This window comes from Glycomyces harbinensis (assembly GCF_900101745.1).
GTDB lineage: Bacteria > Actinomycetota > Actinomycetes > Mycobacteriales > Micromonosporaceae > Glycomyces > Glycomyces harbinensis.
Genome location: NZ_FNAD01000005.1, coordinates 150151 through 168380, shown reverse-complemented (window position 1 = coordinate 168380; position 18230 = coordinate 150151). Strand labels below are relative to the sequence as shown.

The following is an 18230-nucleotide window of genomic DNA, read 5'->3' as shown; positions in this document are numbered from 1 at the left end:
AGCCACAATGGTGCAAACTAGGCTTAAAACAAGCGATAGAGACGAGTTGGCAATTATGGGAGCAACGGTGCGGGAGGACGAGGTGGCCTCCGAAGACGACCTCTTTGAGCAGAGCGAAGTGGCGGCCGACTACTTGGAAGGCCTCCTGGACATCCTCGACCTCGACGGGGACATCGACGAGCTGGTGGTCGGCGACCGTCCTCAGGTCGAGATCGTCGGCGAAGACCTCGGCGGCCTGGTGGGCCCGAAGGGCCAGACCCTCGAAGCGCTTCAGGAACTGGCCCGCCTCGCGGTGTACCGCAAGACCGGCGGCCACTCCCGCCTGATGCTCGACATCGGCGGCTACCGCGCCGGGCGCCGCAAGAAGCTGCAGGAGCTGGCCGAGACGACCGCCAAGCAGGTCATCGAGACCGCCTCTGTGGTCAAGCTCGACCCGATGAGCGCCTTCGAGCGCAAGTGCGTCCACGACGTCATCAACGCCACCGAAGGCGTGCAGAGCGAGTCCGAGGGCGCCGAACCGCGCCGCCGGGTCGTTGTGAAGCCCGAGTAGCGCGAAGCCGGAGTAGGTACAGGTAACCAATGACTGAGGAGCCCACGAGCTCCGAGATCGCCGAGGCCAATGTTTCACGTGAAACATTGGCCTCTGTGTTCGGAGACGACGAGGAGCGCATCGCCCGAGTCGAGGCCTATGTCGGACTGCTGTCCACCATCGGCATCGAGCGCGGCATCATCGGACCGCGGGAGGTGCCGCGCCTGTGGGGACGGCACGTCCTCAGCAGCGCGGTGGTCGAGGAGCTGATCCCCGAGAAGGCCGACGTGATCGACGTCGGCTCGGGCGGCGGCCTCCCCGGCATCCCGCTGGCCATCGCCCGGCCGGATCTGTGGGTGACGCTGGTCGAGCCGATGCAGCGCCGCGTGGACTTCCTCCACGAGGTGATCGAGGCGATCGGCATCCCGAACCTGGAGGTGCTGCGGGCCCGCGCCGACGAGGTCGATCCGCGAGGGCGGGCCGACGTCGTGGTGTCGCGCGCGGTGGCGCCCTTGTCGAAGCTGGTGGGCTGGTGCCTGCCGCTCGCGAAGGTCGGCGGCATGATGGCCGCGATCAAGGGTCAGGGCGCCTCCCTTGAGGTCACGGAGTCCGGCGGCCTCATCAAGCGGGCCGGCGGCGGCAAAGCCGAGATCACCGTCTGCGGGGAGGGCAAACTCGCCGACCCCGTGTTCACCGTTCCGGCAACGGTAGTGACGATCAAGCGGATCCGATAACCAAGCCCCGCAACGAATATTGCAACACCACAACACCGATATCCTTGCCCCGCAAGTCAGTGCCGCAATGAGACCCTCATTGCGGCACTTTTCACTGTGTCTTCAACGCTTTGCGCTCGGCGGGCTGCGCAGGGTTCGGATAGTGTATGGCTCGTAAGCTTCTCCAAGCAGGGCGATGTTTCACGTGAAACATTCGGCCCGTAGTCTGTGGCGGTGAACGTGCGCGACCCCCTTCCCTCCGAAGATCGTGAACACTCGAGCGCCCTCGGCGGCGATACCCCGGCCGAGCGGCGCATCAAGAACCTCCTGGACGCCGCGGTGGCCGAGGAGGCGCCCCCGTCCCGGAGGCACCGCTATCGAGAAACTTCCCCGGCGCCGGGTGGCGCAGCCCCGGGCCCCGGTCAGGTTGGGCCAGAATCGGATGCGAGGGAGTCGGGTGCGGGCGTCGCAGCGCCGGGCCGGCTGCCGGACGGGGTGTCCGACAACGGCGGGGAGCGGGACGGGATGCGCAGATCCACATCGCAGCGAGGCAGGAGCGGGCGGCATCTGGCGCCCGAAGAAACGCGGTCCGCCAAGCAGGCGAAGGCCGACACGGAGCTGCCGAAGCAGCCCGATCCGCTCGACGATGACCTGCCGCTCGCGCGCGAGGCGCAGCGGGCCGTGCGGGTCCTCAATCCTTCCGGTGCGGTCACCATGCCGCGGCCGCCGCGCCGCCGGGTCATCGCCATCGCCAACCAGAAGGGCGGCGTCGGCAAGACCACCAGCACGGTGAACCTCGCGGTCGCCTTGGCGCTGCACGGGAACCGGGTCATGGTCATCGACCTCGACCCGCAGGGGAACGCCTCGACCGGACTCGGCGTCGAGCACGGCGCCGGCACGCCGAGCGTGTACGAGGCCGTCGTCGAGGGCATGTCCCTCGACGAGATCGCGACGCCCGTCGACGGCATTCCCTCGCTCTACTGCATCCCGGCCACGATCGACCTGGCCGGCGCGGAAGTCGAACTCGTCAACGTGGTCGCCCGTGAGGCGCGGCTCCAGAAGAGCATCGAGACCTTCAGCGGGGAGCTCGACTACATCCTCATCGACTGCCCGCCGTCGCTCGGCCTGCTCACCGTGAACGCGCTCGTGGCCGCCGAGGAAGTCCTCATTCCGATCCAGTGCGAGTACTACGCGCTCGAGGGCCTGGGTCAGCTCCTGCGGAACATCGAGCTCATCAAGGCGCACCTGAACGCGCGCCTGCGCGTCTCGACGATATTGCTCACCATGTACGACAAGCGGACCAAGCTCGCCGATCAGGTCGAGCAGGAGGTGCGCGGGCACTTCAGCGAGATCGTGCTCGACGCGGTGGTGCCGCGTTCCGTCCGCGTCTCCGAGGCGCCCGGGTACGGGCAGTCGATCATGACGTACGACCCCGGCTCGCGGGGCGCGACGAGTTATTTCGAGGCGGCCGAGGAGATCGCGCGCCGAGGCGCGAAGCTCTCCCCGCGGCGCGGTGGCAAGAACCAGAAGGGCGGCAACTAGTCGATGGCGGCGGCGAAGCGCGGAGGGCTCGGTCGAGGACTGGGCGCCCTCATCCCGACCGGACTGTCGGATGTCACGGTCGAGGACGACGAGGAGGAAGCGCCGGCTCCGGTCGCGGCCCCGCGTCAGCCGGCTCCGGCCGAACGCGATGTTTCACGTGAAACATCGCCCGCGACTCCCGATGTTTCACGTGAAACATCGGAGGGACCGGAACTCGTGCCGGTGCCCGGGGCGAGCTTCCAGATGATCCCGATCGGCGACATCGGCACGAACCCGAAGCAGCCGCGGCAGATCTTCGACGACGACCACCTTCTCGAACTCCAGACCTCCCTCACCGAAGTCGGGATGCTCCAGCCGATCGCGGTGCGCGAGCGCACGGCGGAGGAGCCGCGGGAGGACGGTGCGCGCTTCGAACTCGTCATGGGGGAGCGGCGGCTCCGGGCCGCCACGGCGCTCGGTTGGGACGCGGTCCCGGCGATCGTGCGCCGCACCGCCGACGAGGAGCTGCTCCGCGAAGCGCTCCTGGAGAACATCCACCGCGTGCAGCTGAACCCGCTCGAAGAGGGCGCGGCCTATCAGCAGCTCCTCGAAGAGTTCAACGTGACGCAGGAGGAGCTGTCGAAGAAGATCGGCCGCAGCCGCCCGCAGATCTCGAACATGATCCGCCTCCTGGGGCTCCCGCCGACGGTGCAGACGAAGGTCGCCGCGGGCGTCCTGACGGCGGGGCACGCCCGCGCGCTGCTCGGTCTCGACAGCGCGGACACGCAGGAGCACATCGCTGAGCGAATCATCAGCGAGGGCCTGTCGGTGCGCAGCACCGAGGAGCTGGTGACGGCCAACCGCCTGGAGGAGAAGCCGGAACTCGACGAGCCGCGCGGCTCCGCCGCGCGCCCGCAGAAGGACCGCATCAAGGCCCCGGGCCTGGAGGAGCTGAAGGAGCGCCTCTCGGACCACTTCGAGACGCAGGTGGGCATCTCCTGGGGCCGCAAGAAGGGGAAGATCGTCATCGAGTTCGGCTCGCTCGCCGACCTCGACCGGATCGTCGAGCAGATCGGCGTCGACTGAACCCCACCACTGACCGGCGAGGGCCCGAACCCATTGGGCCCCAGCCGATCCGGCCCACGGCCGCGGATCCCCGCGAGAACCCGGCGAGAACATGAAACAGGATTTTCCCGAAATGTCCCCCCGGGGGACCCCTGGCTTAAAAATATCGCCCGGGTGCGACAGGAACGGGGCCTCGCGCCTCACCCGTCCGGGTGAAAGTGCCCGTTGAACGCAAAGAATCGGGGCGATGTTTCACGTGAAACATCGCCCCGATCGCTGGTCCGGAAATCCGTGGTCCGGGTCCTCCGCTAGAAGAGTTCCCGCCACATGATGATGTCGTCCCGGTAGTCGTCATCGGCCATGCGCACGGCGCGCGGCAGACGTCCGACCTCAGTGAATCCGTGCCGGCGATAGAACGCGTCGGCCCCGGTGCCCGAGCGGACCTTGAGGGTCAGCGCGTCGAGCTTCAGTTCTTCGCGAGCGACTTGGTCGACTGCCGCCAGCAGCTTGCCGCCGAGTCCCCCGCCTTGCCGGGCGGGGTCGACCTGGACGTGGCGCATGGTCCGCCAGCCCTGTCGCGGCGGGCTGTCGTTTGATGTGAGAACACACCAAGCGACAATGGCGGCTCCTTCCTTAAGAGCGACCAGCGTGTCAGTCTGGTCGATCACTCGCGCGAGAATGGAAACGGTGTGAGGGCGAACCTCGTCGATGTTGACCGGCGGGACGAACCCGACGGAACCGCCGGCGTTCGTCACTCTCACCCAGAGATGGCTGAGTTCGTCAACGAGCGCTGCGGTGACCGGCGGGTCCACCAGGACGGCGATGTCATCGCCCGAAACGGGCGTCGCCTCCGGCGTGGAACTTGTCGTCACTGTTGCTTGCACGCCTACCAGCTTGCCCTACCGGGAGGGCCTTCCGACAGGGGCTTCCCGCCATATGGGCGCACGTCACCATCGGCCCCGAAAACCCTTGTCTGCTAACGATTCGCCAGGTGTGCGGACTATGGATCGGTCCATTGTCGGGAGTCCGGAGGGGTGCTGAACGCGTGACCCAGGTGAAATCTGTCAAAAGGTGGATTCCGGCTGTTTCCAGTCTCGCATCCATGCGGTATTTTTCGATGGTGGCAGCTGCGAGTACCCCCGGCCCGAATACCGACCCCGACCTGACGAACCCCTCCCGACCACACCCCGATCAGCGTGCGCGCGGCGTCCGGCCGACCCTGCCCGCCTTCGTCGACTGGCCCGCCTTCCCGTTCGAAGGCGACCTTCGCATCAAACCCCTGCAGGAACCGGTGGCCGCCGAGCCGCCGCGCCGCGGCGACCGACAAGAGCAGTGCGCGGCCTGCCACACCCCCGATTCGGCCTACCTGTGGTCCAACGAGCGATGGCGGCTCAAGAGCCCGCCCTCGCCCAGCGGGCTGCCCGTAGTGGTGATCCTGGAGCCCCGGGCGCACCTCGACCTCGGCGACCTGTCGACGATGCACGCCGCCGAACTGGGCGTGCTCACGGTGCGGCTCGAACGGGCGATCCGCTCGCTCGAATCGGTGGCGCAGGTCCACGTGAACCGGTGGGGCGACGGCACCGCGCACCTCCAGCAGTGGTTCCTCGCCCGCCCCGCCGGCTACCTGCAGCTGCGCGGCCCGTTCATGACCATGTGGGACGAGATCCTGCCCCCGGTCGAAGAGCACGAGTGGCAGATGAACCTCGAGTACATCGCCGCCTGGCTCGCCGACGACTGACCGATCAGCCGCCCAGACGCGAAGAGCGCCGATGTTTCACGTGAAACATCGGCGCTCTCTTGTTCGCTGCGGGGTCAGGACCGGGCGAGCGCCCGGCGGACCATCGTCGCCAGGACCTCGCCGAAGTCGAGGCCCGCGGCCTCGATCGCCATGGGCAGCAGGGACGTCTCGGTGGTGCCCGGCGCGACGTTCGCCTCCAGCACCTGGATGGCGCCGGCGTCGTCCACGATAAGGTCGACCCGCGACATGTCGCCCAGGCCGAGCGTCCGGTGGACGTGCACCGCGACCTCGGCCACCCGCGCCGCCACGGCCGCGTCCATGTCCGCGGGAACGGTCCACCGCGTCGCCCCCGGGTTGTACCGGGCCGCGTAGTCGTAGTCGCCGTGCAGCGGCGCGATCTCCACCGGCGGCAGCGCCGTCGGCCCCTCGCCGAGGTCGACCACGCCGACCGCGATGTCGCGGCCCTCGACGAACGACTCGATGAGCGCCTCGTCGCTGTAGGAGAAGCAGCCCATCATCGCGGACGGGAAGTCGTCCTCCTTGTGCACCGCGTGCACGCCCAGGCCCGAGCCGCCGGAGTTGGGCTTGACGACCAGCGGCAGGCCCATCTTCGCGGCGATCCGGTCCAGGAGCTTGCGGGCCCCGAAGTCCGAGAAAGCCTGGCGCGGCATCGACGTCCAGTCCGGCGTGGGGATCCCGGCCGACCGCAGGAGGTCCTTGGCAGTGATCTTGTTCCACGCGCGGCGCGCGCCGATCGAGCCGGTGCCCACGATCGGGATGTCGGAGAGCTCCAGCACCGCCTGGAGCGAGCCGTCCTCGCCGGGGGAGCCGTGCACGAGCGGCAGCACCACGTCGGGCGGGAACTCCCCGAGCGCGGGCAGCAGCTCGCCGTCGAGGTCGCGGACCTCGCAGTTCATCCCCTGCCGCTGCAGGGCGTCCGCGGCCCGGCGGCCCGACTTCAGCGAGACGTCGTGCTCGTAGGACATGCCTCCGGCGAGGATGAGCACGCGGACGTCCGACGCCGCGGCGCCCGCCTTCATGCGGCCCCTCCCGCGAAGGTGTCGCGCAGTTCGATGTCGCCGGCGACCACGCCGGACAGCCGGCGCACGCCCTCGCGGATCATCTCGGAGGTCTGGGTCGAGAAGTTCAAGCGCATCTCCCTGCGGCCGTTGCCGTCGGCGTAGAAACCGGTCCCCGGGACGTACGCGACGCGCTCCTGGAGCGCGCGCGGCAGCATCGCCTTCGAGTCGAGGCCGTCGGGGAGGGTCGCCCAGATGAACAGGCCCCCGCCCGGGACGGTCCACCGCATGCCCTCGGGCATGTAGTCGGCGAGCGCGCCCAGCAGGGCGTCGCGCCGGTCCCGGTAGAGGGTGTTGAACACCTTCACCTGCTGGCGCCACTCCATCTCGGTGAGGAACCGCAGCGTCGCCTCCTGCGTGAGCCCCGAGGGGCACAGGATGGACGCCTCGATCGCCAGGACCAGCTTGTCGCGCACGGCCGGCGGCGCGAGGACCCACCCCAGGCGCAGGCCCGCCGCGAAGATCTTCGAGACCGTGCCCAGGTAGATCACGCCGCGTTCGGCCCGGGCGCGCAGCGGCGCCGGCGGGGCGGTGTCGAAGTTGATCATCGAGTACGGGTCGTCCTCGATCACGAGCAGGCCGTGCCGCTCGGCGATCGCGAGGATCTCGTCGCGGCGCTCCTCGGACAGCGTGACGCCGGCCGGGTTCTGGTAGGTCGGGATCGTGTACAGGAACTTCGCCTGGCGCCCTTCCCGCTGCAGCGCCGCGAGGCCCTCCTCCAGGCCGGCGGGGATGAGCCCGTCGTCGTCCATGGGAAGGTGCCTGACGTCGGCCTGGGAGGCCTGGAAGGCCCCCAGGGCGCCGACGTAGGTCGGGCCCTCGGCCAGGACGATGTCGCCCGGGTCGAGGAAGGTGCGGGCGAGCAGGTCGAGTCCCTGCTGCGCGCCGGTGGTCAGGACGAGGTCGTCGGCGGAGGCGCGGATGCCCGACTCCTCCTCCAGGACGCGGCACAGCACCTCGCGCAGCGCCACGCTGCCCTGCCCGGGGCAGTAGCCGAGGGCTTCGGCGCCGACCTGGGAGAGCAGGCGGGTGAACATCTCGCCGAGCTCGTCCATCGGGAGCGCGGCGGTGTACGGGTTGCCCCCGGCGAGGGAGACGACCTCGGGGCGCGATGCGACCGAGAACAGTGCGCGGATCTCCGACTGTGCCATCCCGTGAACCCGGGATGCGTAGCGACCGGTGTAATCGTCGAGTGTGGTACCGGACACGCGGAGACCTCCTCTGGTGGTCCTCGTCGCCCGCGATCGGAGGTCGCGGGTCGTGCGTAGTGTCGTTGGACGACATGGCGCGGCGGGATCTCGCGACTGCGGCGCCGGGCCGTGTCCCGCGGCTGCCCGCGGGGGGCGCGGCAGGCGCTCTGACCAGCCTACGGGACCCCGGTGGTGATCGACCCACTCTACTAGCACACCCGGTGCGGGCCGCGCGTGTTTTCCGTCATGTGGACTGCTTCGCGACGTAGGGTGGACGGGTGCATCGGCGCATGGTCAACCTCACACTCGACTCCCTGGAAGATGTTCCGGGGCGGTGCCGCGCCTGCGTGTTCTGGGAGCTGTCCCCGCTGCGCGCGGAGGCGGCCCGCGAGGTCGGCGAGCCCGCCCTCGAGAAGGAGGCGTGGCTGTCGCACACCCTCCTGGAGTGGGGCGGGTGCGGGCGCATCGCCTACGAGGGCGAGGCCGTGGCCGGGTACGTCACGTACGCCTCCCCGAAGTTCGTGCCCCGCTCGATGGAGTTCCCGTCCGGTCCGGTCTCGCCCGACGCGGCGCTGCTGATGACCGCGTTCGTCAGCCCCGCCTACGCCGGGACGGGCCTGGGCCGCCAGCTGGTGCAGACCGTCGCGGCCGACGTGGCGCGGCGGGGGATCTACGCGATCGAGACGTTCGGGGACGCGCGCGGGGAGTCGAACGCGTGCCTGGTCCCCGCGGACTTCTACCGCTCGGTGGGCTTCAAGACCGTGCGCAGCGACCCGCGCTACCCGCGGCTGCGCCTGGAGCTGCGCTCGGCGATCGACCGGAGCGTGGAGGCCGAGGAGGCGATGGAGCTCCACGACCCCGTCGAGTGGTTCCGCCTCGACGACACCGAGCTGGAGCAGTTCTTCGGCGAGGCGACCACGGGCCGCTCGCGCCTGGACCGCCCCGGGACGCAGCGCGACGGCGACTTCTTCGACCGCTGATCGAACCCCGCGAACGCGGAAGGGCGCGGCGCCGACGGCGCCGCGCCCTTCCCGATCGGTCGCTTACTGTCCCAGGAACTTGCGGATGGCCGCCTTCGGGTGGGCGCCGATGAGCTGCTGCGCGGGCTGACCGTCCTTGAACAGGATCATGGTCGGCACGCTCATCACCTGGTACTCGCGGGTGATCTCCGGGTTCGCGTCCGTGTCGAGCTTGCGGAACACGATCGCGTCCGACTCGGTCGCGAGCTCCTCGAGCACCGGGGAGACCTTCTTGCAGGGCCCGCACCATTCGGCCCAGAAGTCGACCAGTACCGGCTTGTCGGATTCCAGCACCTCGGCCTGGAACTCGGCCTGGCTGCTGACTGGTTTGATGGCGCCCATGGGCATCCTCCTGTGTGTGTGAACGAGCGGGTGTCAGTCTTCGAGTGCGGTGAGGTAGCGCTCGGCGTCGAGCGCGGCCGCGCAGCCGGTGCCGGCGGCGGTCACCGCCTGCTGGTAGGTGTGGTCGACCAGGTCGCCCGCCGCGAACACGCCGGGGACGTTGGTGTGCGTCGAGGGGGCGGCGACCTTGACGTAGCCGGACTCGTCGAGCTCGACCTGGCCCTTGAACAGCTCCGAGCGCGGGTCGTGGCCGATCGCGATGAACAGGCCCGTCGCGTCCAGGTTGCGCTGCTCGCCGGTGACGGTGTCGACCAGGTCGACGCTGGCGACCTTGCCGCCCTCGCCGTTGACCTTCTCGACCGCGGTGTTCCAGGCGACCTCGATCTTCGGGTTCGCCAGGGCGCGCTCGGCCATGATCTTGGAGGCGCGGAACTCACTGCGGCGGTGCACGATGGTGACCTTCGCGGCGAACTTGGTGAGGAACGTGGCCTCCTCCATCGCCGAGTCGCCGCCGCCGACCACGACGATGTTCTGGTCGCGGAAGAAGAACCCGTCGCAGGTCGCGCACGCGGAGACGCCGCGGCCCATGAGCTCGTTCTCACCGGGGACGTTCAGGGGCCGGAAGGCCGAACCGGTCGCCAGGATCACGGCCTTCGCCTGGAACTCCCGGTCCTCGACCCAGACCTTCTTGATCTCGCCGGAGAGGTCGACGCGGGTGACGTCGTCGGAGACGAGCTCGGCGCCGAAGCGCTCGGCCTGCTTGCGCCAGGAGTCCATGAGCTCGGGGCCCATGATGCCCTCGGGGAAGCCCGGGTAGTTCTCGACCTCGGTGGTCTGCATGAGGGCGCCGCCGAACTGGAAGCCCTCGAACACGAGCGGGCGCAGATCGGCGCGGGCGGTGTACAGCGCGGCGGTGTAGCCGGCCGGGCCCGAGCCGATGATGATGACGTCGCGGATTTCGCTCACCGGGTTCGCTCCTGTGCTGGTTCGGCGCTCCAGGGACGGCTCCCGGGAGTGCAATAGGGTCTGGCTGCTTCAACGCCATCCTATTGACCCGAAATTCCACGTCCCGACGCTGTCGCGGGCTTGTGACAGGCGGGTTACACGATCGTGGGCAAGCTCACCCCGGCCCGGCGGCGGAAGGGGCGGGCGCGGTCAGGGCTGCACGGCCAGCGCTTCGATCACGCCGTCGCCGCACGCGGGGGTCAGGGCCACCGCGGTCTCGCCCGCGTCGGAGGCCAGGAGCACCACCATCGCCGGCCGGGACTCGTAGCGGGCGAAGTCGACGGCCAGGAGCAGGCTCCCGTACTCGGCGTTGATCGCCTCTTCGCAGCGGTGCCAGAAGTCGCCGCCGGCGGCCAGGTCCGCGAGTTCGGCGGGGATCTCCCCGTCGGTGCCGGCGTCGCCGAGCGAGCGCATGGCCTCGAGCAGGTCGGTGTCGGCGTCGTAGTCGCTGCCGGTGGCGAAGGTCTCGACGTCGCTGATGAGGCCGTCGAGTTCGTCCTCGGGCATGCGGGTCTCCCCGCTCATGGCCTCGTCGTCGCCGGTCTCGGCCTCGGGGGCCGCCTCCTCGTCCGCGTGGTCCTCTCCGGCGTCGAGGTCCTGGGCGGCGGAGGAGCCGGCGTCGCCGTCGGGGGCGGCGACGAATTCGAGGGCGATGCCGACCCCGGCGACGGTGACCAGGACGGCCGCGGCGGTGCTGAGGATCGCGTAGCGGACCCGCTTGGGGCGCAGGCGTTCGGCCCACCGTTCGAGGAGGCCTTCGCGGGCGGGCGGTTCGGCGGGGGCGCCGTGGAGGTGGCCCGCGGCGGGCAGGGATTCCAGGACGCGGTCGAGGCGGTGCGCGACCGCGTCGGGGAGGTCGGGGTAGCCGCCGGAGGCCTGGTGCAGGACGCGGCCGACCTCGGCTTCGGCGTCGCCTGGGCGCTGCTGGCTCATCGGTTCCCCTCCTCTCGGCCCGTCGCGGTGGTGGCTCCTGGTTCGACGCCCCGTCGGGGCGGCGGGTTCCTTCGGGGGGCGGGCCCGAATTCGGGCAGGCGGGCGGCGAGGCGCTTGCGGGCGCGGGAGGCGCGCGACTTCACCGTTCCGGGGCGCACGTCGAGGATCGCGGCGACCTCTTCGACGGGGTAGCCGAGCATGTCGATGTAGACGAGGACGGCGCGCTGGTCGAAGGGCAGTTCGGCGAGTGCGCGGTGGACGCTCAGGCGCAGGGCCGAGTGCTGGGGGTCGCCGGCGGGGTCGGCGGCGCGGGGCATGCCCGCGAGGTCGTCCTCGGGCAGGGGGACGGTGGGGCGGCGCCCGGCGGCGCGGAGGCGGTCGAGGCAGGCGTTGACGACGATGCGGTGCAGCCAGGTGGTGACGGCGGCGGTGCCGCGGAAGGATCCGGCGCCCTGGTAGGCCTTGATCATCGCGTCCTGGAGGGCTTCGGAGGCGTCCTCGGGGTCGGCGAGGGTGCGGACCGCGACGGCCCAGAGGCGGCCGCGGTGGCGGCGGAACAGCTCGCCGAAGGCCTCGCGGTCGCCTTCGACGTGGCGGCGCAGCAGCGCGGTGTCGCTGGGTCCCTCGTCCCCTGGGGCCGGGCCGCCGGGGGCGGCGGGTCCGGGCGGGGGCGGGAGGGGGGCGGGCATGGGCGGTCTCGCGCTTACCGGACGAAGACGTTGATGTCGGAGACGGTGATCTTGAAGCCGCCGTTGCTCTCGGGCAGCTCGGTGATCCAGACGACGACGTAGCGGGCGGCCTCGCCGCCGGCCTGGAGCTCGATGTTGGTGTCGGCGTCGGTGACCGGTTCGGCGAGGACGGCGAAGTCGTCGACGATGGCCTGGTCGCCTTCGGAGGAGTCGCCGGGGTCCTCGTCGCCGGAGAGGAGGCCCACGGTGGCGCCGGCGCTGGTCATCTGGACCCGGACGGAGGCGACTTCGCGGGCTTCGCCGAGGTCGATGAGGATGCCCATGCCGGGCTTGAGGTTCCCGAAGCCGGGGTCGTTGTAGTAGGTGTTGGTGGACCAGCCGGTGGAGGCGTTGCCGTCGATGACGGCTTCGACGCCTTCGCCCTGGTCGCGGTCGCCGTCGGGCGGGTCGACGACGCGGATCGCGTCGGCGTCGAGTTCGACTTCGGTGGGGGCGGCGACCTCGGTGTCGTCCTCGGTCGCGTCGGTGCCGGTGTCGGCGCCGGTGACCTGGTCGGCGGCGTCGGCGGGGTCGTCGCCGTCGCCGAAGACGAGCGCGCTGGTGACGACGCCGCCGAAGATGACCGCGGCGATGACGGCCGCGATGACGGCGAGCCGCTTCATGCCGGCGGGCGGGGTGTCGGCCTTGAAGCGGGCGAGGTTGATCGAGCCGAGCATGCTCGTGGCCGCGGGCTGGACCGAGACGGCCTCGGCGCCGCCGGTCTCGGCGAGGCGGCGCAGTTCGACCGCGAGTTCGGCGGCGGACGGCGGGGCCTGGGTGTGGTCGAGGAGGTCGGCGGTGAGCTGGGAGATGCGCGGGGTCAGGCCGGCGACGACGGTGCCGGCGTCGAGGACGCGGCCCCATTCGTCGGTGGCGGCGTCGGGCAGGCCCGTGTTCTCGGCGGCGACGACGCGCGGCCAGGTGCCGGTGAGGCAGGCGTAGAGGGTCGCGCCGAGGGCGCGGACGTCTTCGACGGGGGTGTTGCCGGGCTCGTTGCGGGGCTCGGTGACCATGACCCGGTCGTCCTCGGAGAGGAGGATGGTGCCGGGGTGGAGGTCGGCGTGGGTGACGCCGCCCTCGTGGAGGGCGGCGACGGCGTCGGCGACGGAGGCGACGAGTTCGATCGCGTGGGCGCTGGAGAGGGTCTGGCGCTCCAGGACGCCGCGCAGGGAGGAGCCGTTGACCCATTCCCTGACGACGTAGGCGAAGCGGCCCTCGTCGACGGCGTCGTAGACGTCGACCATGGAGTCGACGTGGGCGCGGGAGGCGGCGACGGCCGCGGTCATGGTGGGGGCGGCGTCCTCGCCGCCGGGGGAGCGCAGGACGACCGCGACGGAGCGGTGCAGGAGGACGTCGACGCCCCGCCACAGCTGGCGGTGCCCGTTCGCGCCTCCGACGTGCTCTTCGAGGCGGTACCGCTCCGCGAGCAGGTCGCCCACGGACGGCACTTCGGCAGAACTCATGATGCGGGGTCCTCCCCTCTCAATGCGACCCCGCTGAGGGGCCTCGCCGGCCGCGGCCGGTTGCGTTCAGGGGCCGGACGGGTCGGTTCGCGATCCGTTCGAGTACGCGCGTCCGGCCAGAGTGCACGTATGGATGGTACTTGCCTCATCGTCGCAGCCTTGCGTGCACCGTTGCCTGGAGCGACGCCATCTCAGTGACGCGGAATACCAGGCAGGCGGCGAGATACACGCCGAGCAGGGCCGTGCCGAGGACGGCCGCGGCGAGCAGCTGCCCGAGCTTCGAGTCGGACACGTCGGGCCACAGGAGCCAGCCGCCGTAGGCCGCCGCGCCCGCGACGGCCGCCGCCGCACCGGATCGCACCAGTCCGGCCGCGGTCCGGCGCATGCCGAGGAGTCCGACCCGCTTGCGCAGCAGGCTCATCGACAGCAGGAGGCTCACCAGGTAGGAGACGCCGTTCGCGGCGAGGAGGCCGACGACGACCCATGCCAGGGGCAGGAACGCGAACGCCAGGAGGTACCCGCCGATGCGGATGGCGATCACCGGGAGGTTGAACAGGCCCACGGTCTTGGTGTCGGTCTGCGCGTAGAACGCGTAGATCTGCAGCTGGCTGATCGAGAACGGCATGAGCACGATCCCGACCATGAGCAGCGCCCGCCCGGTCGCGACCGCCATGGCGTTGTCGTAGGCGCCCCATTGGAAGATCGCGAGGGCGATCGGCTCGTGGAGGGCGATGAACGCGGCGCTGATCGGCACGAGCAGGAAGCTCGCTAGGCGGATGCCCGAGGAGAGGTGCTCGACCAGTTCGGGCCAGCGGCGGTCGTCGGCGGCGCGGGTCATGCGCGGCATGAGCGCGGTGATGACCGAGACGGCGACGATGCCGTGGGCCATCATCATCATGAGGTAGGCGTTGTTGTAGACGGTGGTGCCGGGCACGAACTGGTCGCCGACGGCGTTCCCGGCCGCGGCGTTGGCGACCTTGATCACGGCCATGACCGCGATCTGGTTGGCGGCCACGAACAGCAGCGTCCATCCGGCCATGCGGCGGATGTCGCGCAGCGGCAGCCGCTTGAAGTCGAAGCGCAGCCGCCAGGAGAACCCGGCCCGGCGCAGCGCGGGGGCCAGGCACAGCACCTGGATGACCACGCCGGCCGTGGTGCCCGCGCCGAGCAGGATGATCATGCCGTTCGTCACCTGGTCGGCGGCGGCGAACACCTCGCCGGCCGCGTTGGGGACGGCGTCGCGGGTGTAGACGGCGAAGAAGACGGCGCCGACGGTGATGACCACGAGGTTGTTGATGATCGGCACCCACATGGGGGCGCCGAAGTGCTCGCGGGAGTTGAGCACGCCGGAGAGGATCGCGAACAGCCCGTAGAAGAGCAGTGCGGGGAGCATGAGGTAGGAGAACTCGGTGACCAGCTCGTACTGGACGGGTTCGGCCATGGCGCGGGCGATGAGGGGTGCGCACAGGGTGACGAGGATCGCGGCGGCGCCCAGGACGAGCGCGGCGAGGGTGAGCAGGCGCTGGGCGAAGGCGTCGCCGCCGTCGGGGTCGTTCTTGTGGGCCTTGACGAACAGCGGCATGATGATGCTCGCGAACACGCCGCCGAGGACGAGCTCGTAGATCATCTGGGGGAAGTACTGGGCGGTCGTGTAGGAGTTGCCGAGGAGCCCGGCGCCGATGGCGGCGGAGACGACGACGGTGCGCCCGAAGCCGGTGACGCGGGAGACGAGGGAGCCGGCGCCCATGAGGAGGCTGGAGCGGACGACGTTCTTGCCCTTCGGCGCCGGGGGCGGTGGCGTCGGGGCGGGTCCGGTGGGGGCGTAGCCGTTGCCGGTCTGGGGTCCGGCCGCGTAGTGGGGGTTCGCGTAGGGGCGGGAGCCTGGCGGCTGCTGTGTGAAGCCCGGATCCGGGCCCGGACCCGGTCTCGCGCTAGGTTCGGCCATTCTCGCACTCTCCGCTAAGCTTGCCCGGCGATGTCTGACAACAGTAGCGGTAAGGAAATCACGGTCCCGCCGATAGCCGATGAGCTGGGTCGGGTGTTCGCCGGCGAGGGGTACGAGCTGCACCTGGTCGGCGGCCCGGTCCGCGACGCGGTGTTGCGCCGCACCGTGAGCGACCTCGATTTCACGACGGACGCGCGCCCGGAGGCGACCGAGGCGATCCTGCGCGGCTGCTGCTCCACGGTGTGGACCACGGGCGCCGATTTCGGGACCATCGGGGGGCGTTTCCGGGGCGAGCAGGTCGAGGTGACCACGTTCCGCGCCGACGCCTACGACCGCGTCAGCCGCAACCCGATCGTCCGCTACGGCGACAATCTCGTCGAGGACCTGGAGCGCCGGGACTTCACGGTGAACGCGATGGCGGTCTCGCTGCCCGGGCACGTCTTCTGCGACCCGTTCGGCGGCATCGGCGACATCGCGCGGCGCACGATCCGGACCCCGGCGGCGCCGGAGTCCTCGTTCGCCGACGACCCGCTGCGGATGCTGCGCGCGGCCCGGTTCGCCGCGCAGCTGGGCTTCGAGGTCGACCCGCTCACCCTCGACGCCATGCACCGCATGGCCCCCGAACTGGGGCGGATCACCGCCGAGCGGATCCGGGACGAGTTCGTGAAGCTCATGCTCGCGCCCGACCCGGTGGTGGGCCTGCGCCTCCTCGTCGACACCGGCCTGGCCGAGCAGTTCCTGCCGGAACTGCCGGCGCTGCGCATGGAGATCGACGAGCACGCCCAGCACAAGGACGTCTACGAGCATTCGCTCCAGGTGCTGCGCAACGCGATCGAACTGGAGACCGACGGCCCCGACCTGCTGCTGCGCCTCGCGGCGCTGCTGCACGACATCGGCAAGCCGGAGACGAAGAAGATCGAGCCGAAGGGCGTCGGCGCGGCCGGCGTCACCTTCCACCACCACGACGTCGCGGGCGCCCGCCTGGCCCGGCGGCGCATGCGCGAACTGCGGTTCCCGAAGGCCGACGTGCAGGCCGTGTCGCTCCTCATCGCACTGCACCTGCGCTTCTACGGCTACTCGGACGGCGACGAGACCGGGTGGACCGATTCGGCCGTGCGCCGGTACGTGACCGACGCCGGCGACGAACTCGAGCGGCTGAACGTCCTGGTCCGCTCGGACTGCACGACCCGCAACCGCCGCAAGGCCGAGCGCCTGCGCCGCGACTACGACAGGTTCGAGGACCGCATCGCGCGGCTGCGCGCCGAGGAGGACCTGCGCGCGGTCCGCCCCGACCTCGACGGCAACGCGATCATGGAGCTGCTGGGCCTGGCGCCCGGCCCCGAAGTGGGCCGGGCGTGGGCCCACCTCAAGGAGCTTCGACTGGAGCGGGGGCCGATGCCGCGCGAGGAAGCGGAGGCCGAGCTGCGCGCATGGGCCGCAGCGGAAGGGATCGCACCGCGTCCAGGCGCGGGATGAGGATCTCCTGCACCACCATCGCGCACAGGAGGGCGACGGCGAGCCAGCGCGAGGCGGCGGCGGCGAGGAACAGGCCCTCGGGGATGCCGCGGCCGTCCTCGGCCGAGACCTGCAGCATCTTCCCGTAGAACGCGATGAAGTAGCACAGCTCGGCGGCCTGCCAGATCAGGAAGAGGCCCCACTTGGGCCGGGCCAGGACCACCAGCGGCAGCAGCCACAGCACGTACTGCTGCGACCAGACCTTCCCGAACAGCAGGAACGCGGCGAGCACGAGGAAGCACAGCTGCGCGAGGCGCGGCGCCACGTCGTCCATCGGGTCGCGTCGTTGCGCGAAGTATCCGAGGGCGGCGATCCCCAGGCACGACAGCGCGAACAGCACCAGGTAGAGGTCGTTGACGAACGCGGAGTCCCACAGGGCCTCCCAGCCGGTGAGGCCGCGGACGACGTACCAGCCGGTGCCCCAGTCGACGGGCCGCTCGGAGTTGAGCTCGAAGAACCGCATCCACGAGTCGGGCCACAGGTAGGCGACGGGCGCGTTGATCGCGGCCCACACGACGGCGGCGGTCGCGACCGTTTTGAGCGCGGGCAGGAGCCGCCTGCGGCGCAGCGCGAGGATGAGCAGCGGTCCGATGAACAGGAGCGCGTAGAACTTCGCGGCGACGGCGAGGCCGAGGAACAGTCCGGCCATGACGGGGCGCCCGCGCTGCCAGTACAGGAAGAACGGCATCGCGAGGGCGACGGCGAACAGGTCCCAGTTGACGGTGGCGGTCACGAGGACGACCGGTGCGGCGGCGAGCATCATCGCGTCCCACGGGCGCGAGGGCCTGGCGTGCGCGAGCGCGGGGTCGGTCTTGCGGTGCCGCCCGGCGTCGTCCTCGCCGTGCCCGCCGGCGTCGTGGCGCGAGGCGGGCGGGTTCGGGCCGGGGGCGTCGGTGCGGCGGTTGTCCTCGCGGATCCTGTGGAGCACACTGATGGCCGCGGCGCCGCAGATGAACAGGACGATCGCGTTGAGGTGCCAGAAGATCGGGCCGCCGTCGGTGCCCATGACCGAGCCGATGCGGAAGGCGAGCTGCCCGAGGATCCCCATGAACCATCCGGTCAGTACCGGGTATTCGACCGGGTGGTCACGGTAGGGGACGGCGCCTTCGCTGAGCTTCTCGGCGCCCCAGAGGGCGCGGATGTCGGTGTAGCAGGCGCCGGTGTACTGCTGCCAGTCCACCCATCCGCCCGCTGAGCAGGGGTACTTCTGGAGCCAGTTGAAGGCGAAGGCGATCAGGCCGGTGAGGAGGATGACGCGCAGCGGCGTCCAGTACCGGCGCCGGGGCGGGTCGACGGCGTGGTCGCCGAAGGGGCCGCCGATGAAGCCCGATGCGAAGCGGGCGAAGCGGTCGGTGAGGGTGGGCGCGGCCGGGGGCGGCGCGGGGTTCGGCTGCTCGGCGGAAGGCGGCGGCTCGATGGAAGACGGCGGCATGGGCCCTATTGTG

The 18230-nt window shown here is 70.7% G+C and carries 17 protein-coding genes; 7 read left to right on the top strand and 10 right to left on the bottom strand.

The window, feature by feature from the left end:
• Window positions 1-55: 55 nt before the first annotated feature.
• From BLQ63_RS10660 to BLQ63_RS10645, 4 genes are all read left to right on the top strand, one after another.
• Window positions 56-550 (top strand): Jag family protein, encoded by a 495-nt coding sequence (locus tag BLQ63_RS10660; RefSeq protein ID WP_218125195.1) that lies wholly within the window; start codon window positions 56-58, stop codon window positions 548-550.
• A gap of 29 nt (window positions 551-579) precedes the next feature.
• Window positions 580-1263, top strand: a complete 684-nt coding sequence (gene rsmG, locus BLQ63_RS10655; RefSeq protein WP_091033279.1) for a 16S rRNA (guanine(527)-N(7))-methyltransferase RsmG — start codon at window positions 580-582, stop codon at window positions 1261-1263.
• Window positions 1264-1767: 504 nt separating this feature from the next.
• Entirely contained in the window at window positions 1768-2784 is a 1017-nt protein-coding gene (locus tag BLQ63_RS10650; RefSeq protein ID WP_091033887.1) for an AAA family ATPase, read from the top strand.
• A 3-nt stretch (window positions 2785-2787) separates the two neighbouring features.
• On the top strand, window positions 2788-3849 hold the full coding sequence (locus tag BLQ63_RS10645) for a ParB/RepB/Spo0J family partition protein (protein WP_091033275.1): 1062 nt from the start codon (window positions 2788-2790) through the stop codon (window positions 3847-3849).
• Window positions 3850-4136: 287 nt separating this feature from the next.
• On the opposite strand, the gene BLQ63_RS10640 is transcribed toward BLQ63_RS10645, so the two are convergent.
• A complete protein-coding gene (locus BLQ63_RS10640; RefSeq protein WP_177154876.1) occupies window positions 4137-4712 on the bottom strand; it encodes a GNAT family N-acetyltransferase in 576 nt (191 codons plus the stop codon).
• Between the two features lie 236 nt (window positions 4713-4948).
• On the opposite strand from BLQ63_RS10640, the gene BLQ63_RS10635 reads away from it, so the two are divergent.
• Window positions 4949-5566 carry a hypothetical protein gene (locus BLQ63_RS10635; protein ID WP_245680935.1) on the top strand — a complete coding sequence of 206 codons (618 nt, stop codon included), beginning with the start codon at window positions 4949-4951 and terminating at the stop codon, window positions 5564-5566.
• A 74-nt stretch (window positions 5567-5640) separates the two neighbouring features.
• Here the strand turns inward: BLQ63_RS10635 and BLQ63_RS10630 are convergent, their stop codons facing one another.
• The gene (locus BLQ63_RS10630) at window positions 5641-6606 is read right to left on the bottom strand and encodes a D-alanine--D-alanine ligase family protein (protein ID WP_091033269.1); all 966 of its coding nucleotides are present in this window, start codon (window positions 6604-6606) and stop codon (window positions 5641-5643) included.
• On the bottom strand, window positions 6603-7853 hold the full coding sequence (locus BLQ63_RS10625) for an aminotransferase-like domain-containing protein (RefSeq protein ID WP_091033263.1): 1251 nt from the start codon (window positions 7851-7853) through the stop codon (window positions 6603-6605). Before BLQ63_RS10625 ends, BLQ63_RS10630 begins: the two co-directional genes overlap by 4 nt.
• A 260-nt stretch (window positions 7854-8113) precedes the next feature.
• Between BLQ63_RS10625 and BLQ63_RS10620 the strand changes: the two genes are divergently transcribed.
• Window positions 8114-8815 carry a GNAT family N-acetyltransferase gene (locus BLQ63_RS10620; RefSeq protein ID WP_091033258.1) on the top strand — a complete coding sequence of 234 codons (702 nt, stop codon included), beginning with the start codon at window positions 8114-8116 and terminating at the stop codon, window positions 8813-8815.
• Window positions 8816-8878: 63 nt separating this feature from the next.
• On the opposite strand, the gene trxA is transcribed toward BLQ63_RS10620, so the two are convergent.
• The 6 genes from trxA to murJ all read right to left on the bottom strand — a co-directional run bounded on the left by trxA (window position 8879) and on the right by murJ (window position 15270).
• The gene (trxA, locus tag BLQ63_RS10615; RefSeq protein ID WP_091033254.1) at window positions 8879-9196 is read right to left on the bottom strand and encodes a thioredoxin; all 318 of its coding nucleotides are present in this window, start codon (window positions 9194-9196) and stop codon (window positions 8879-8881) included.
• 33 nt (window positions 9197-9229) lie between these two features.
• Window positions 9230-10162, bottom strand: a complete 933-nt coding sequence (gene trxB / locus BLQ63_RS10610) for a thioredoxin-disulfide reductase (RefSeq protein ID WP_091033251.1) — start codon at window positions 10160-10162, stop codon at window positions 9230-9232.
• Window positions 10163-10351: 189 nt separating this feature from the next.
• Window positions 10352-11134, bottom strand: a complete 783-nt coding sequence (locus BLQ63_RS10605; protein WP_091033248.1) for a hypothetical protein — start codon at window positions 11132-11134, stop codon at window positions 10352-10354.
• Window positions 11131-11823: an RNA polymerase sigma factor SigM gene (sigM, locus tag BLQ63_RS10600; RefSeq protein WP_091033245.1), complete on the bottom strand. Its 693-nt coding sequence runs from the start codon at window positions 11821-11823 to the stop codon at window positions 11131-11133. Before sigM ends, BLQ63_RS10605 begins: the two co-directional genes overlap by 4 nt.
• 14 nt (window positions 11824-11837) lie before the next feature.
• A complete protein-coding gene (locus BLQ63_RS10595; RefSeq protein WP_091033241.1) occupies window positions 11838-13325 on the bottom strand; it encodes a protein kinase family protein in 1488 nt (495 codons plus the stop codon).
• Between the two features lie 145 nt (window positions 13326-13470).
• Window positions 13471-15270, bottom strand: coding sequence for a murein biosynthesis integral membrane protein MurJ (gene murJ, locus BLQ63_RS10590; protein WP_091033237.1), 1800 nt, complete (start codon window positions 15268-15270; stop codon window positions 13471-13473).
• A gap of 30 nt (window positions 15271-15300) precedes the next feature.
• Between murJ and BLQ63_RS10585 the strand changes: the two genes are divergently transcribed.
• Window positions 15301-16746 (top strand): CCA tRNA nucleotidyltransferase, encoded by a 1446-nt coding sequence (locus tag BLQ63_RS10585; RefSeq protein ID WP_091033233.1) that lies wholly within the window; start codon window positions 15301-15303, stop codon window positions 16744-16746.
• Here the strand turns inward: BLQ63_RS10585 and BLQ63_RS28825 are convergent.
• A complete protein-coding gene (locus BLQ63_RS28825; protein ID WP_218125193.1) occupies window positions 16637-18217 on the bottom strand; it encodes a glycosyltransferase family 87 protein in 1581 nt (526 codons plus the stop codon). The genes BLQ63_RS10585 and BLQ63_RS28825 overlap by 110 nt on opposite strands.
• Window positions 18218-18230 lie beyond the last annotated feature (13 nt).